The organism is Paramesorhizobium endophyticum, from assembly GCF_014640615.1.
GTDB lineage: Bacteria > Pseudomonadota > Alphaproteobacteria > Rhizobiales > Rhizobiaceae > Paramesorhizobium > Paramesorhizobium endophyticum.
In genome coordinates, this window is the sequence record NZ_BMHH01000003.1 from 160,750 (window position 1) to 176,372 (window position 15,623).

Consider the following 15,623-nt stretch of genomic DNA (forward strand, 5'->3'; position numbering starts at 1 on the left):
GCCGACATTTCCGTGTGACGGCAAGGGCTTCCGATCAAGTGCTCGGCGAAAACTTCTCATCCTCCATACGCTCCCGCCGGAATCCCTCGCTCGCACGCATTAGATTGCGGGTATAATTCTCGCGCACATTGCCCCTGGCGAGATCGCTTGCCTCCAATTCCTCCACGATCTCGCCATTCTGCATCACCGCCAGCCGGTCGCACATATGGGTGACGACCGCCAGATCATGGCTGACCATGACGAAGGTTAGCTTGCGATCGCGGCGGATTTGTTCGAGCAGGTTCAGCACTTCCGCCTGCACGGAGGCATCGAGCGCCGAGGTCGGCTCGTCGAGGAGCAGGATCGAGGGTTCGATGATCAGCGCGCGGGCAATGGCGGCGCGCTGGCGCTGGCCGCCGGAAAGCTGGTGCGGATAACGGAAGCGGAAACTCGAGCCTAGGCCCACCTCATCGAGCGCCTGGACGATGCGCTTCTCCGTTTCGTCGAAGCCATGGACGGCGAGCGGCTCGAGCAGCAGGCGATCCACCGTCTGGCGGGGATGCAGTGAGCCGTAAGGATCCTGGAACACCATCTGGACGGTGCGGTAGAAAGCCTTGCCGCGCGGGGTGGCGAGCGGTTTGCCATCGACGTGGATTTCGCCGGAGGCGACAGGCGCGAGCCCCGCTACGGCACGCAGCAGCGTCGATTTGCCGGAGCCGGATTCGCCGACAAGGCCGAAGGAATCGCCCTGCGCCACGTCGATGCTGACGCCCTTCAGCGCACGGAAATGATCGAAGGCGACTTCGAGATTTTTAATGGAAAGGGCTGGGGCTTCAGTCATTGCGACCACTCCGCCTGACGCTGCAAGGTGGGGAGGGGATGCCGGTCCGCGCCCAGCTTCGGCATGCAGTCGAGCAGCCCCTGCGTATAGGGATGCTTCGCATTGGCGAGGTCGCTTGCGGCAATCTCTTCGACGATACGGCCCGCATACATGACGATGACGCGATCGCAGAAGGAGGAGACGAGGCGCAGATCGTGCGAAATGAAGATAAGGCCCATGCCGCGCTCCGCCACCAGCCGGTCAAGAATGCCGAGCACTTCCAGCTGTACCGTTACGTCGAGGGCCGATGTCGGCTCGTCGGCAATGAGCAGTTCTGGCCCGGCAATCAGCATCATGGCGATCATGGCGCGCTGACCCATGCCGCCTGAGACCTCATGCGGATAGAGATTGAACACGCGCTCCGGGTCGCGGATCTGCACCGCTTCCAGCATTTCGAGCGTGCGCCGCCTGGCTTCCGCGCGGCCGACATTTTCATGGGTGCGCAGCGTCTCGACGATCTGGCGGCCGATGGTCATGACCGGGTTCAGCGAATATTTCGGGTCCTGCAGCACCATGGCGATGCGGCTGCCGCGCAATCGGCGGCGCTCAGTGGGCGAAGCGGTGAGAAGATCGATGCCGCTGAAATCGAGGCGCTTGGCGGTGATTTCCGCATGGGGCGGCGTCAGGCCCATGATGGCGCGGCCCGTCTGCGATTTACCGGAGCCGGATTCGCCGACGATGCCAAGCCGCTCGCGTCCGAGCGAAAAGGAGACGCCGCGTACCGCCTCGACCGTGCCGGTGCGGGTGGGGAAGCGGACGCGGAGGTCTTCGACGGTGAGAAGTGCGCTCATTGATTGTTCCCCCGCGGATCGAGCGCATCGCGCAGGCCATCGCCGAGCAGGTTGAAGCCGAGGCTGACGATGAGGATAGCGAGGCCGGGCATGGCCGCGACCCACCATTCGTCGAGGATGAAGCGGCGGCCCGAAGCGATCATCGCGCCCCATTCCGGCAATGGCGGCTGCGCGCCGAGGCCTAGGAAGCCGAGCCCGGCGGCGGTGAGGATGATGCCGGCCATGTCGAGCGTCACCCGCACAATGAGCGATGAGAGGCAGAGCGGCATGATATGGCGCACGACGATGCGGGCAGGGGAGGCGCCCATCAGTTGCACCGCGGCGATATAGTCGGAATTGCGCACCGTCAGCGTCTCCGCCCTCGCGATGCGCGCATAGGGCGGCCAGGAGGTGATGGCGATGGCGATCACCGCATTCTCGATCCCCGGCCCGAGCGCGGCGACGAAGGCGAGCGCGAGGATGAGCTTGGGGAAGGCGAGGAAAATATCGGTGATGCGCATCAGCACCGCATCGACCCAGCCGCCGGCATAGCCCGCGACGGTGCCCACCAGCAACCCGATGGGCGCGGCGATGATGGCGACGAGCAGCACGACATAGAGCGTCAGCCGCGAGCCGTAGATGAGGCGCGAGAAGATGTCGCGGCCCTGGTCGTCGGTGCCGAGCAGATATTCGCCGCCGGGCGGGAGAAGCCGCTGCGTCGCGAGGTCGCCTGATATGGGGGAATGTGGCGCGAGCAGGTCGGCGAAGGCGGCGACGAAGGCGAGCGCTAGGATGATTACGAGGCCAAGGACGGCGAGCCGGTTGGCGGTGAAGCGCCGCCAGACCATATAGGCGCGGCCCAGCCGGGCCTGCGCGCGGGATTGCGGGCGGTCGGAGAGGAGCCACGCGGAGAAGCCTCTTTGCCCGGTTGTATTTGTCATCTCGCTCATCGTGCGCGTGTCCGGGGATCGAGGGTCCGATAGAGAAGATCGGAAAGAAGGTTCAAGGCGATGAAGACAGAGCCGATGACGATCGTACCGCCGAGTACGGCGTTCATGTCGGCATTCTGCAGCGAGTTGGTGATGTACTGGCCAAGGCCTGGCCAGGAGAACACGGTTTCGGTCAGAACCGAGCCTTCCAGCAGACCGGCATAGGAGAGGGCAATCACCGTAACCAGCGGTACGGCGGCATTGCGCAGTGCGTGGCCCCAGATGATGCTCCGCTCGGAGAGGCCCTTGGCGCGGGCGGCGACGATATATTCCTGCTCCAGCTCGTTCAGCATGAAGGAACGTGTCATGCGGCTGATATAGGCGAGCGAATAATAGCCGAGCAGGCAGGCGGGCAGCACGATATGATTGAGGATATCGCGCAGCGCATCCCATTGGCGCTGAATGATGGCGTCGAGAATGTAGAAGCCGGTGATCGGCATGAAGGTGTATTCGTAAACGACGTCGATGCGCCCCGGTCCCGCTGTCCAGCCGAGCCGGGCATAGAACACCAGCAACGCCATCAGCCCCAGCCAGAAGATCGGCACCGAATAGCCGAACAGGCCGATGACCCGAACCGCCTGGTCGAAAAACCCGCCCCGCTTCACTGCCGCCAGCACGCCGAGCGGCACGCCGATGAGGGAGCCGATGATGGTGCCGAGCGTTGCCAGTTCCATGGTCGCGGGGAAGACGCGGCGGATATCGGTCATGACGGGATTGGTGGTCAGCACCGACGTGCCGAAATCGCCATGCAGCGCTTTTCCGACATAGATGATGAACTGCCAGTAGAGTGGCTCGTTGAGGCCCAGTTCCTCACGGGCTCGGGCAATGGTGCTGGCTGGCGCGCGGTCGCCGACGATGGCGAGCACTGGGTCGATGGGGATGACGCGCCCGATGAAGAAGGTGACGGCGAGCAGGCCGAGATAGGTTGTGATCACCACGCCGAGGAAGGCGGCGATGGAGATGGTCATGCGGGTGATGCGGCTTTGCCGGGCCGTTTGCGTCATATCGAGTGATGCCATGACATGGGAGCCGTTTCTGATGGGGACGCTGGCGGGAGAGTCTCCCCTTTGCCCTGCCGGACGAGTTCGCGCCCTCCTTCCCCCTTGCGGGGAAGGTGCCCGCGTTAGCGGGCGGATGGGGGTGGTGACGTTTGCGCTTTTGCTGGAAACAGTTGCGCACGCGTCACCACCCCCACCCGACCCTTCGGGCCACCCTCCCCGCAAGGGGGAGGGAGTGCGCGTCGGGAGTGCGCCCTATTTCTTCGACACCGGATATACATAGTTGGTCGAGAAGGTGGGCCCGAGCTTGTAATTCTCGATATTGTCCCGCACGCCCGCAACCTCGGTCTGCTGGTAGAGGATCACGAAGGGGCTTTCGTCGAGCACCTTCTTCTGCAGATCGTGATACATCTCGATGCGCTTGGCGGTGTCGCGTTCCAGCACGGCGGCCTTGGTTTCCTTCGTCAGCTCCGGAATATCCCAGGCATTGCGCCAGGCGAGCGTCTTGGCGGACGCACCATCGCCATTGTCAGGATTAGAGGTGAAGGTGTCGGCGTTGCTGTGCGGGTCCCAATAGTCCATGCCCCAGTCGCCGATATAGATATCGTGGTTGCGGGCGCGGTATTTGGTAAGCGTCTGCTTGCCGTCGCCAGGGACGATCTCCAGCTTCACGCCTGCCTTGGCGAAGGTCTGCTGCATGGATTCGGCGATGCCGGTGATCGGCTGGGTGTTGCGCGCGTCGATGGTGACGGAGAAGCCGTCCTTGAGGCCTGCCTTTTCCAGAAGCGCCTTGGCCTTCTTCACGTCGAGCTTGTAGGGCTTGTCATCCACCGCGCCCAGAACGCCCGCCGGCAGAAAGGTCTGGTGGATCGTGCCTATGCCCTTGATCAGCGTCTTGCCGATGGCGTTGTAGTCCACGAGATATTTCAGCGCCTCGCGCACTTCCGGCTTTGCCAGGGTGGGGTTCTTCTGGTTCAGGCTGAAATAATAGACCGTGCCCTTGGGCGCGCTGGTGATATGGATGCCCTTTTTCTTCGACACCGCTTCCATGTCGCCTGGCTGGAGGTTGCGCGCGATATCGACGTCGCCCTTTTCGAGGAGCAGGCGCTGGGTCGCGCTTTCCTTGACGTGGCGATAAATAATGCGGTTCAGCTTCGCCTTCTCACCGTAATAATTGTCGTTGCGCTCCATGACGAGGATCTCGTTGGCCCGCCAGTCGCGGATTTTCAGCGGGCCGGAGCCGGCATAATGGGACTTCAGCCAGGCATTGCCTAGATCGTTGTCAACGACATTCTCCAGCACCAGCTTCTTGTCCACCACGGAGGCCACATCGGCGGTGAGGCAGTTGAGAACAAAGCTCGGCGCGTAGGGCTGGTCGACGGTCAGCACGAAGGTGCTGGGGTCGACCGCCTTCGCCTTCTCCTCGACATTATCAGGCTTGAGGCCGAACTGGGTGAGAATGAAGGACGGGCTGCGGTCGAGCTTCACGGCGCGCTGGATCGAGAACGCCACGTCCTCGGCAGTCACAGGATTGCCGGAGGCGAATTTGAGGCCGGGCTTGAGCTTGAACGTATAGGTCAGGCCATCGTCGGAAACGGTCCAGCTTTCGGCGATATCGCCCACGACCTTGGAGGTGTCGTTGAGGTCGAGGCGGACGAGCCGGTCATAGGCATTGCCGATGATTTCGCCGGTGCTGATCTCGAAGGACTCGCCGGGATCGAGCGTGATGATGTCATCGAACGCCCATGCCATGACCAGCGTGTCCTGCGGCGTTGCCGCTGACGCAGGTCCCGCCGCCGTGAGAGCCAGGGCAATCGCCGCCCCGGCGGCAAGCATCCGAAATCGTCCGAAATTCATCATCATAATCGTTCCCTTGACTTAAAAAGACTCGCTTCAGCCCCCGGCCCGTTCTTTAGCCACATGATCTTTTTCGAAAGCCAGCATCTTTTTCGCCGGCGCCGGCCTTCGTTTCAAAATCATGCTTCGTGCCAGGCGGAGCGCAGCACCCTCAACCAGTTCCCACGGCAGATTTTCGCGAGGTCTTCCTCACCATATCCAGCCTTTCGCAATGCGGCAATCAGGTTTTGCATGCCTGCTGCATCGCCGATGTCGCGGGGAATAAGCGCGCCGTCATAATCCGAGCCGAGCGCGACGCAGTCGATGCCTGCGCGTTCGACCATATGGTCGATATGGCGCACCATGTCTTCAAGCGGTGTGTCTGCGTTTTCCCGCCCGTCGGCGCGCAGCATGGTGACGGCGAAGTTGAGGCCAACCAGCCCCTTGCGCTCGCGGATCGCGTCGAGCTGGCGGTCGGTGACATTCCGCGCGACCGGAGTCAGCGCATGAGCATTGGAATGGCTGGCGATGGGCGGCTGGTCGCTCAACTCCACCACATCCCAGAAGCCTTTCTCCGTCATATGAGCGGTATCGATCAAGATGCCCAGGCTGTTGCACGCCTTGACGAGCTCGCGTCCCGCATCATTCAGGCCGGGGCCGGTATCCGGGCTCATCGGATAGGCGAAGGGTACGCCATGGCCGAAAATGGTGTTGCGGCTCCAGACGGGGCCGAGCGAGCGTAGGCCCGCCGCATAGAATACTTCGAGCGCGGCCAGATCCTTGTCGATGGGCTCGCATCCCTCCATGTGCAGCACCGCGGCGAACTTGCCCTCCGCCAGGGCCCTGTCGATGTCCGCGCCGCTACGGCAGAGCGTCCAGCCGCCGGCCCGGTCGATCTTATGGGCGATGGCGGCAAGTTCCAGCGCGATGCCGAGGGAAGGGGAGCGTTCCAGCGGAGCGGAGAGGGGCGTCTGGTAATGACCGTTCTCGTCGGGCTTGCCTAAAGTGAGGCCACCTTCGGAGGGAATATAGATGGCGCAGAGGCCCCCGATGACGCCGCCCTTTTTGGCGCGCAGCATATCCAGATGTCCGCGGTCGGTGCCGTCGATGAATTCCCTGACCGGATCGGCGCCCTTGCGGGCATTGCTCCACAAACGCAAAAGCACATCGTTATGACCGTCGAAAACGGTTTGCATCGCATCATCCTCTCTTGACGAATTCCAAACGCAACACCCTGGATTTCCGATTCGTATTTAGACGAGAAAGCCGAGGGAGTCGCTGGATTTTGTATGATGGGATGTGCTCGAAATACGAGATATAGTAAAAATTAATATACTTGAATTCTGTAAAACTATGTTTCGTTTATATTTTAAGAAACCAGATCGAATTTGAAATAAAAAATAAAATATCCATTAAATTGGGGTTTCGCTTTGGTTAAATGTGTTGCAAGTTACTTTCGCTGGCAACCCACCCAGCTCTGAGACCCGGCGCTCCCCAAGCCCGCTAGCCCCCGGATTGCCGGGTCTCTTCATTTCTTTTCTTTCCTCCTCCAAAGTTGAAGCCGCCCTGAAAGGGGCGGCTTTTTTTTCGGATTAGAAAAGGCTGGCGTAGGATTTGCCTTGGGCTGCCAAGTCGGTTGTAGACGCATCGAAATCGCCGCGCGCTATGAAAATGATGACGAAGAATGCCATTAGGAAAAGGCTGAGCGTTGCTCTGGCTAGAAGTTCTGGATTCATGGAGATTCTCTCAATTAACATTAGTAACTTATTAAATATCGATGTTTGCCGCAAGCAGCAGGATCAGTCATGAAATAATGCACTAAATGGTTGATTGCGTCAATAGTATTTCATTCAAGAATAGAAACGCCGGGCGCTTCGCTTTTCAGCAAAACACCCGGCGCTTAAGAGCCCTGGACTGAAACGAGCGTTAGAACTTGTAGTTGACGCCCGCCTTGATGGCGTGGTTTTTCAGATTGTCGCGCTGGTCTCTGCCCGCGACTTCCGTCTTCACGTCGCCGAAGCGCATATAGTCATATTCCACCTTGGCGGAGAGGGGGCCGGAGATCTGCTGCTCCACGCCCGCGCCCAGAAGGACGCCGCCTTCCCAGTCGCTGCCCGAGGTGACGGTGCCCTTCGGCTTGAACTTGGTCACGCCATAGCCGAGCGTGCCGTAGACGAGCGTCTTGTCGAGCGCGACACCGGCCTTCGCCTTGGCGACACCCGACCAGGATTGCTGCAGCGTGCCGCCACGGCCGAGGCGATGTTCGGCTTCGGCGAAATTGCCTTCCAGTTCGCCGCCATAGACGAATTTGCCGTTCTGGAAATTCTTGCCGACGACAAGGCCGCCCAGCGCGCCGGTGCGGTTGGAGAACGGGTTGGGGAATTCCGACGAGGACGCGCCGATCTGCGCGCCGACATAATTGCCGGACCAGTCAGTGCCCGAGTCGAGCGGCGCTGGTTCAGAATAGTCGTTGTTGTAATTGCCGAGATCTGCGGCCAGCGCTACCGGCGCGGAAAGGGTTGCGGCGAGGCCGGCGACAAAGGCAAGCGAAAGGGGGCGTTTGGACATTTACGAATACTCCGATATGCGAATGGCGCGGGAATTGCTGACTATCCGCCGCACCGAAACTCTCCTTTCGGGATGTACGGCAAATGTGCCCGAAATGCGTAAAATTCGAACTTAATTATATGTTTTCTTTAGTGAATTTTCATTTATGCTTAACGATGGGTAAATGGTCCTTTTGGATATGTTAACGCAGCGGCCAGAAATACATCAGCGCCGGAACCGCCGTCAGCACGATGAGGAAAGACAGGGGCAGGCCCAGGCGCGGGTAGTCGCTGAACTTATAGCCACCCGGACCCATGACGAGCGTGTTGCACTGGTGGCCGATGGGGGTGAGGAAGTCGCAGCCCGCGCCGATGGCGACGGCCATGAGAAAGGCTTCAGGCTTGAAGCCTAGGCCGGTCGCAAAACTGGTGGCGATAGGCGCCATGACGAGCACAGTCGCGGCATTATTGAGAAACGGCGTGACGGCCATGGCTGTGACGAGGATCAGCGCCAGCGCCCCGTAAGCCGGAAGATGATGGCCGAAGATTGTGAGCCAGTTGGCGATGACATTGCTTGCGCCCGTCGTCCGCAGGGCATCGCTGACCGGGATCAGCGCGGCGAGCATGACCAGGATGGGGCCGTTGATTGCGCCATAGACCTCGCGCAGAGGCAGGGCGCGGAAGAGCACCATGGCGACGGCGGCAGCGAAAAAGGCGACCGCGACCGGCAGCACCCCGAGCGCCGTTGTCCCCATGGCGGCGATGAGGATAACGAGTGGCACCAGCCCGCGCCGGATGCTGCCCAGCAGGATGGGGCGGCGGGCGAGGGGAAGGCAGCCGAATTCGCGCAATATGTTTGGCAGGTTGCTATCCTTGCCCTGCAGCACGATCACATCGCCCAGCCGGAAGATGATTTCGCCAAGCCGCTCCTTGATGCCCTCGCCCTGGCGGCTTACCGCGAGGAGGTTGACGTTATAGCGGTCGAACAGGGCCAACTGCCGGGCCGAGAGGCCGATGAGCGGCGAACCATCGGTGATGACGGCCTCGATCGTATCTATTTCCGCCGAGTTACCGTTCGCCGAGGGTTTGCGCTCCGCCGAGAGCACCAGCTTTCCCTGCGTCACGATCTGGTCGAGCGCCTTCGGGTCGCCCTCGATCAGCAGGAGGTCGTTTTTCTTGAGAACGGCATCGGGAAGCGGGGGCATCTTCCTGTCTGTGCGTATGATCGAAATCACCCGTGCATTGCTTTCGACCGATTGAAGGAGTTCGGCGACGGTCTTGCCGAGAGCCGTGGAGTCCTTGGTGACTCTTGCCTCGGAGACGTAATTCTTGATCTCGATGGCTTCATCCAGCGAGGCCGTCTCGCGGGTGCGCGCCGGGACGAGCCAGTAGAACAGGACGAGGAAGATAACGCCGGTGGCGGCAAGCGTCGCGCCGACGGGCGTGAAATCGAACATGGTGAAGGCCTGCCCGGTCAGTTCCGCGCGCATGCGCGAGACGACGATATTGGGCGAGGTGCCGATCTCGGTCATCAGGCCGCCCAGGAGCGAGCCGAACGCCATCGGCATCAGGAAGACGGAAGGCGAGACATTGGACCGGCGGGCAAATTGAAACGCGATGGGGATCATGATCGCCAGCGCGCCAATATTCTTGACGAAGGCCGCCAGCACCGTGACCGTGATGACCAGAACCGCCAATTGCCCCCGCACGGAGGCCAGCCGCGGGGTCAGCCGCTGGATGACCGTTTCCATGAGGCCCGACCGAGCGACACCGGCACTGACGATCAGCGCGCTTCCGACAATGATGACGATTTCGTCGCTGAATCCCTTGAAGGCGGCATCGAAGGGCACGACGCCGACCGCGATGGCGACGAGAAGGGAGCACACCGATACGATATCATAGCGGAAGCGGCCCCAAATGAACGCCGCCATCATCAGCATGATGACGGTAATTGCCAATATCTGCTGGGCGGTCACGCTGCACTCCGTCCAAGACTTATTAAAAAGCGATTCAATATCGTTCGCTTCGAATAACATTGGGCTCAGGCGAAGAAAAGCCAGAGTTGCGCTTGTTGAATCCGGCAGATAATTTCACGGCATCGATTTCATATGGGGAATACGTTTTTGACCCTGTTTCGCGGCCTATCAGCTTTTCCATTGACGCCCACCGATGCGGAGGGCCGGGTGCAGGCGGATGCGCTCGCTATCCTTGTGGAGCGTATCCATGAAGCCGGTGCGGATTCCATCGGCCTGCTCGGCAGTACCGGCGGGTACGCCTTCCTGACGCGGCCTGAACGCAAACGCGCCGTCGAGGCCGCAGTCGCAAAGGTAGGGGGCAGGACGCCTGTTATCGTTGGCGTCGGCGCGCTGCGGACCGACGAGGCGCAGGCACTGGCCCGCGATGCGGCGGAAGCCGGAGCCGATGGCCTGCTGCTCGCGCCGGTCTCCTACACGCCTTTGACCGAGGAGGAAGTGTTCCAGCATTTCGTCGCGGTGGCCTCGGCGACCGAGCTGCCGCTCTGCATCTACAACAACCCGACCACCACCAAATTTACCTTCAGCCATGAGCTGATCGCGCGGCTGTCGGAGGTACCCAACGTCGCCGCCGTCAAGATGCCCGCACCGGCGGATGGCGATTTCGCGGAAGAGATCATGCGCTTGCGGAACCTGACGCCAGATGGTTTCGCCATCGGCTATAGCGGCGATTGGAACGCGGCGAACGCGCTGCTCCACGGCGCGGACGCCTGGTACAGCGTCGTGGCCGGCCTTCTGCCGGAACCCGCGCTGAAGCTCACCCGCGCCGCGCAACGGGGCGATGTGAACGAAGCGCAACGCATGAACGAAGCGTTCCAGCCGCTCTGGACCTTGTTCCAGGAATTCGGCAGCTTCCGCGTCATGTACGCCATCGCCAATCTGCTGGACCTAAGCGAAGCGCAGCCGCCGCGCCCGATCCTGCCATTAGCCGGGGAGGTGCTGGAGCGGGTGAAGGCCGCGCTGAAGTCAGTTTAAGGGAAATGCTGGTGGCGGCCGGTTAACGGTATTCATTCACCGTCCAGAAAACACCCCATGATTTCGCGGCTTCGCGCTGGTTCCTGTCGTGCCCGCTGACAAGCGATCAGTGCTTTCCACAGTGCCCATCGTCTGGCGTGTGCCAAACGGCTTCGTTTAGAAGAAGCGCGGTGTGGAACGTTTTCCAGTTTCGCCCAAAAAGAGCGCGTTCAAGTGGTGACAAAAGCGCGAAATCGAGGAGGTTTTTCGTTTCCTGGAATCTCATGGCATCGAACTTCGGAGCAATGAGAGATGTCTTGACTTCGGATGTGGCGTGGGACGGGTTACCCAAGCATTGGCTACCAAATTCCATAAGGCGATTGGTATTGATATTTCACCAACCATGATTGCGAAAGCAGAAAATTATCGAGAGAAAAATGGTTGCGGCAATGCCGATTTCATACTTACCTCATCATCTGATCTGCTTTCAAATTTCTCGCCGAGCGCAATTGCCTTTCGGAAGCCGAAGTTGCATTCATAGCAAAATAATCTGGATTAAAATTGGTTCTCACTGGCTATATCGATTGTAGTGCATTTTACGAGCAAGAGCATTTCATCCTAAAAAACAATCACATTGAACTCAACAAGCGTTATTCTGTCAGTCCGATGTATATCGGCCGGAAGGAAGGCTCACGATGAACTCGCTTCTTAAAGGTACTCCTAAATCAATCTTTTTTGGCGGTTTTTTGCTTTCGCTAAGGCGATGGAACAGTTCCAAAAGTTCGGCTACTTGATTGCTTCGCTTTACAGATAACGCATCAAAGCCACCGCAGTGCGTTCGCGATGACCCGGACGAACGATGGGTTCAAAGCCGTCGCCGCGAGCATCGGGAAAACAGAAAGCCCAAGATCGGATAAAGCATGCCTGCGGCGATGGGCTTGCCTACCGGCGTGCCGCGCGCGGACGATGCTAGTCATGCCGCCCTTGTCCTGGATGTCAATGCTCACGTAAGAGCGCGTTTATCACTTGCCATGATTTCGCGGCTTCGCGCTGGTTCTTGTCGTACTCGCTGACGGTGATCAGTGCCTTCCATAGCGCCCAGCCTCTGGCGCGGGCCCATGTGGCTTCGTCGAGCGGAAGCGCTTCGCGGAAGATTTTCCGGCTTTCGCTTGAGAAGAGCGTCCAGGCGATGACGAGATCGCAGGCAGGGTCGCCCACGGCGGAACTGCCGAAATCGATGACGGCGCAGAGCTTGCCCTGCTCGACAAGCAGATTGCCCGCCGCCACGTCGCCATGCACCCAGACGGGCGCGCCCTGCCAGCGAGAGGCGAGGGCGGCTCTCCATATCTCTTCGGCGGCGGCCATATCGATACGGTCCCGCAGGGTTGCGAGCGCGGCGCGGGTTTCGTGGTCATAGACGGTGAGATCGCCGCCGCGATGGAAATTATGTGCGCCGGGCGTCGGTGCGTCGGGTGCTACCTCGATCCGGTAAAGCGCGGTGAGAAAGGCTGCCAAGTCCCGCGCAAATGCGCCTGCATCGGAAATCTTGGTATCACCGGCGGGGGTGCCGTCGAGCCAACGGTAGATCGACCACGGCCAGGGATAGCGGGCGTCCGGCGTTCCTTGGGCCAGTGGTACTGGAACGGGCAGAGGCAGGTGCGGCGCAAGAAAGGGGAGCCAGCGATGCTCCTTCGCCACTTGCGCGGCGTAGGCGGCGGCGCTCGGCAGGCGAGCCGACATGGATTCCCCCAGCCGGAACGTGCGATTGTCCCATCCGCCGGGCTCGACCGGCTCTATCGGCAGGCCGGCCCATTGCGGCAACTGCGCTGCGATGAGATGCCGGACGAGCGGGACATCAATGGCTAAGCTGGTCTCCGGCATCGCCTCACAGCCTCACTGTTCGCAGCCGCAGTGCGTTCGCAATCACCGACACCGACGACAGGCTCATCGCCGCCGCCGCGAGCATTGGGGAGAGCACGAGGCCGAAGATTGGATAGAGCACGCCAGCGGCAATGGGGACGCCCAGCGCGTTGTAGACGAAGGCAAAGAAGAGGTTTTGCTTGATATTGCCGATCGTCGCCTCCGCCAGTCGCCGGGCGCGGACGATTCCGGTCAGATCGCCCTTGACGAGCGTGATGCCGGCGCTTTCCATGGCCACATCAGCGCCGGTGCCCATGGCGATGCCGACATAGGCGCTGGCCAAGGCCGGGGCGTCGTTGACGCCGTCGCCGGCCATCGCCACCTTGGCGCCCTTGGCCTGCAATTCGTCGATGAGCGCCTTCTTGCCTTCCGGCAGGATGCCGGCGCGCACCTCGTCGATGCCGAGCTTCTGCGCGACGGCCTTTGCCGTGCGCTCCTCGTCACCCGTCGCCATGATGACCTCAAGGCCTAGCGCGTGCAACTCGCGGATCGCATCCGCCGCGTTCGCCTTGATCGGGTCGGCCACGGCGACGAGGCCCGCCAGCTTGCCGTCGACGGCGACATACATGGCCGTCTTTCCGCCGGCGCGCAGCTTGTCCGCCTGCTTGTTGAGGGCGAAGACTGGGAGGTTCACCGCATACATCATAGCGGTATTGCCGAGCGCCACCGCGCGGCCGCCGATCGTGCCGCTGACGCCCTTGCCGGTTTCAGCCTGGAAATCCGTGGCGTCCTCAAGCTTGAGCTTGCGCTCCGCCGCCCCCTCGACAATCGCTTCGGCGAGCGGGTGCTCCGAGCCTTTTTCGAGGCTGGCGGCGAGGGTGAGGATTTCGTTCTCATCGAAGCCGGGCGCGGCGATGACATCGGTCAGCTTTGGCCTGCCTTCGGTGAGCGTGCCGGTCTTGTCGACGACGATGGTATCCACTTTCGCGAAGCGCTCCAGCGCCTCGGCGTCCTTAATGAGCACGCCCGCCTGCGCGCCGCGCCCCGTGGCGGTCATGACGGACATGGGCGTCGCAAGCCCGAGCGCGCAGGGGCAGGCGATGATGAGCACCGACACGGCGGACACGATCGCATGGACCATGCTTGGCTCCGGCCCGAAAATCGCCCAGGCGCCGAAGGCGAGGAGGGCGGCGAGCACCACCGCCGGCACGAAATAGAAGGAAACCGCATCCGCCAGGCCCTGGATGGGTGCGCGGGAGCGCTGCGCCTTCGCCACCATCTCGACGATCCGCGACAGCATGGTCTCCGCCCCGACCTTCTCCGCCCGGATGACGAGCGTGCCGTTCTTGTTGAGCGTACCGCCTGTTACGCTATCGCCTTCGGTTTTCTCGACCGGGACCGGCTCGCCGGTGAGCATCGATTCATCGATGGAGGAGCGGCCTTCCAGCACTACGCCATCGACGGGCACGGATTCGCCGGGGCGGATGCGCAGCCGGTCGCCGGTGTGAACTTCATCGAGCGGCACGTCCGCTTCCGATCCGTCCTTGCTGATGCGGCGGGCGGTCTTGGGCGCGAGGTTGAGAAGGGCGCGAATCGCCGACCCGGTGCGCTCGCGCGCCTTCAGTTCCAGCACTTGGCCCAGGAAGACCAGCGCGACGATGACCGCCGCCGCTTCGAAATAAACAGGAACCGCACCGCCATGACCGCGGAAGGAATGCGGGAAAATATCCGGGAAAAGGGTAGCGATGACGCTGTAAATATAAGCGGTGGCGACGCCGATGGAGATCAGCGTCCACATATTCGGGCTGCGGTTGATGATCGAATCCCAGCCGCGCTTGAAGAAGGGCAGGGCGGCCCAGAGCACGACAGGCGTCGCCAGCACCAGTTCCGCCCATGCGGCGACGCGTTCGCCGATCCAGTCGCGGATGGGCAGGCCGATCATCGGTCCCATGGTGAGGATGAGCAAAGGGATGGCGCAGGCGGCGCTGATCCAGAGCCGGCGGGTGAAATCGATGAGTTCCGGGTTCGGCCCTTCGTCGCCGGTAGGGACGCCCATCGGCTCCAGCGCCATGCCGCAGAGCGGGCAGGAGCCGGGCTTGTCCTGAACAATCTCCGGATGCATCGGGCACGTGTAGAGCGTACCCGGTTTTACAGGTTCGTCCTGGCGCGGCTTGCCGCTCAGATAGCGCTCCGGGTCGGCCTCGAACTTCGTCTTGCAGCCCGCGGAGCAGAAATGGAACAGTGTTCCGTTATATTCCGCCGAAGGCTTCCCCGCATTGGGATCGACATTCATCCCGCAGACAGGGTCCTTCGCCAGCGTGTCAGCTGCCGCAGCGCCGTGTCCGTGATGGTGGCCGCCGTGGTGATCGTGCCCGTGATGTTTGCAGCACTCAGCCATGATTTGAGCCCTTTCAAATTCCGTTTGAAGGCAAGATAGGGCTTCCAATCGTGGGAAGGTCAAGGGCCGCGCGCTATCCAGTTATGCTGAAATCGCCGGGTATTTCGCCCGTATAGTCTTTCGCCGAAATCACATCGGAGACGGAAGCGCCGGGCGGACCTTGCCAGAACGCTTCCAGCATCGCAGCGACGGCCTCTTCCGGCCCGGCGACAAGCGCCATCACCGAGCCATCCGCCTCATTACGCACCCAGCCGGTGAGGCCAAGCTTCACGGCCTCCGCGCGGGTCCATGCGCGGAAGCTGACGCCTTGCACTCTGCCAGTGATCCGCACCAGCACAGCGATCTGATCGGAGTTCATTTGTTGTTTCCTCCATCACAGG

General features: G+C 61.3%; 13 protein-coding genes. 2 read left to right on the plus strand and 11 right to left on the minus strand.

Annotation, left to right across the window (positions count from 1 at the left end; genetic code table 11):
- Positions 1–34: 34 nt before the first annotated feature.
- From IEX53_RS05190 to IEX53_RS05225, 8 genes are all read right to left on the minus strand, one after another.
- Positions 35–820 carry an ABC transporter ATP-binding protein gene (locus IEX53_RS05190; protein WP_188822149.1) on the minus strand — a complete coding sequence of 262 codons (786 nt, stop codon included), beginning with the start codon at positions 818–820 and terminating at the stop codon, positions 35–37.
- On the minus strand, positions 817–1,650 hold the full coding sequence (locus IEX53_RS05195; protein ID WP_188822151.1) for an ABC transporter ATP-binding protein: 834 nt from the start codon (positions 1,648–1,650) through the stop codon (positions 817–819). Before IEX53_RS05195 ends, IEX53_RS05190 begins: the two co-directional genes overlap by 4 nt.
- Positions 1,647–2,579, minus strand: coding sequence for a nickel transporter permease (gene nikC / locus IEX53_RS05200; RefSeq protein WP_188822153.1), 933 nt, complete (start codon positions 2,577–2,579; stop codon positions 1,647–1,649). The genes IEX53_RS05195 and nikC overlap by 4 nt, the downstream gene beginning before the upstream one ends.
- A complete protein-coding gene (locus IEX53_RS05205) occupies positions 2,576–3,622 on the minus strand; it encodes an ABC transporter permease (RefSeq protein WP_373288583.1) in 1,047 nt (348 codons plus the stop codon). Before IEX53_RS05205 ends, nikC begins: the two co-directional genes overlap by 4 nt.
- A 249-nt stretch (positions 3,623–3,871) precedes the next feature.
- Positions 3,872–5,479, minus strand: a complete 1,608-nt coding sequence (locus tag IEX53_RS05210; protein ID WP_188822156.1) for an ABC transporter substrate-binding protein — start codon at positions 5,477–5,479, stop codon at positions 3,872–3,874.
- 113 nt (positions 5,480–5,592) lie between these two features.
- On the minus strand, positions 5,593–6,648 hold the full coding sequence (locus IEX53_RS05215) for a dipeptidase (protein WP_188822158.1): 1,056 nt from the start codon (positions 6,646–6,648) through the stop codon (positions 5,593–5,595).
- A gap of 730 nt (positions 6,649–7,378) precedes the next feature.
- Positions 7,379–8,020 carry an outer membrane protein gene (locus tag IEX53_RS05220; RefSeq protein WP_188822160.1) on the minus strand — a complete coding sequence of 214 codons (642 nt, stop codon included), beginning with the start codon at positions 8,018–8,020 and terminating at the stop codon, positions 7,379–7,381.
- A gap of 181 nt (positions 8,021–8,201) precedes the next feature.
- Positions 8,202–9,974 carry an SLC13 family permease gene (locus tag IEX53_RS05225; RefSeq protein ID WP_188822162.1) on the minus strand — a complete coding sequence of 591 codons (1,773 nt, stop codon included), beginning with the start codon at positions 9,972–9,974 and terminating at the stop codon, positions 8,202–8,204.
- A gap of 132 nt (positions 9,975–10,106) precedes the next feature.
- On the opposite strand from IEX53_RS05225, the gene IEX53_RS05230 reads away from it, so the two are divergent.
- Positions 10,107–11,006: a dihydrodipicolinate synthase family protein gene (locus tag IEX53_RS05230; RefSeq protein WP_188822164.1), complete on the plus strand. Its 900-nt coding sequence runs from the start codon at positions 10,107–10,109 to the stop codon at positions 11,004–11,006.
- A 232-nt stretch (positions 11,007–11,238) separates the two neighbouring features.
- Positions 11,239–11,526, plus strand: a complete 288-nt coding sequence (locus IEX53_RS24345) for a class I SAM-dependent methyltransferase (protein WP_373288585.1) — start codon at positions 11,239–11,241, stop codon at positions 11,524–11,526.
- A gap of 455 nt (positions 11,527–11,981) precedes the next feature.
- Here IEX53_RS24345 and IEX53_RS05240 read toward each other — a convergent pair whose 3' ends face one another.
- The 3 genes from IEX53_RS05240 to IEX53_RS05250 form a co-directional block, all read right to left on the minus strand.
- Entirely contained in the window at positions 11,982–12,866 is an 885-nt protein-coding gene (locus tag IEX53_RS05240; protein WP_188822168.1) for an aminoglycoside phosphotransferase family protein, read from the minus strand.
- 4 nt (positions 12,867–12,870) lie between these two features.
- Positions 12,871–15,243, minus strand: a complete 2,373-nt coding sequence (locus IEX53_RS05245; protein WP_188822170.1) for a heavy metal translocating P-type ATPase — start codon at positions 15,241–15,243, stop codon at positions 12,871–12,873.
- A gap of 73 nt (positions 15,244–15,316) precedes the next feature.
- Positions 15,317–15,601: an acylphosphatase gene (locus IEX53_RS05250; RefSeq protein ID WP_188822172.1), complete on the minus strand. Its 285-nt coding sequence runs from the start codon at positions 15,599–15,601 to the stop codon at positions 15,317–15,319.
- Positions 15,602–15,623: the final 22 nt, after the last annotated feature.

What these genes read in the sequence shown, in the direction of transcription:
- IEX53_RS05190 (WP_188822149.1), bottom strand. Translation starts at nt 820, where the DNA reads ATGACTGAAGCCCCAGCCCTTTCCATTAAAAATCTCGAAGTCGCCTTC.
- IEX53_RS05195 (WP_188822151.1), bottom strand. Translation starts at nt 1,650, where the DNA reads ATGAGCGCACTTCTCACCGTCGAAGACCTCCGCGTCCGCTTCCCCACC.
- nikC (WP_188822153.1), bottom strand. Translation starts at nt 2,579, where the DNA reads ATGAGCGAGATGACAAATACAACCGGGCAAAGAGGCTTCTCCGCGTGG.
- IEX53_RS05205 (WP_373288583.1), bottom strand. Translation starts at nt 3,622, where the DNA reads ATGACGCAAACGGCCCGGCAAAGCCGCATCACCCGCATGACCATCTCC.
- IEX53_RS05210 (WP_188822156.1), bottom strand. Translation starts at nt 5,479, where the DNA reads ATGATGATGAATTTCGGACGATTTCGGATGCTTGCCGCCGGGGCGGCG.
- IEX53_RS05215 (WP_188822158.1), bottom strand. Translation starts at nt 6,648, where the DNA reads ATGCAAACCGTTTTCGACGGTCATAACGATGTGCTTTTGCGTTTGTGG.
- IEX53_RS05220 (WP_188822160.1), bottom strand. Translation starts at nt 8,020, where the DNA reads ATGTCCAAACGCCCCCTTTCGCTTGCCTTTGTCGCCGGCCTCGCCGCA.
- IEX53_RS05230 (WP_188822164.1), top strand. Translation starts at nt 10,107, where the DNA reads ATGGGGAATACGTTTTTGACCCTGTTTCGCGGCCTATCAGCTTTTCCA.
- IEX53_RS05240 (WP_188822168.1), bottom strand. Translation starts at nt 12,866, where the DNA reads ATGCCGGAGACCAGCTTAGCCATTGATGTCCCGCTCGTCCGGCATCTC.
- IEX53_RS05245 (WP_188822170.1), bottom strand. Translation starts at nt 15,243, where the DNA reads ATGGCTGAGTGCTGCAAACATCACGGGCACGATCACCACGGCGGCCAC.
- IEX53_RS05250 (WP_188822172.1), bottom strand. Translation starts at nt 15,601, where the DNA reads ATGAACTCCGATCAGATCGCTGTGCTGGTGCGGATCACTGGCAGAGTG.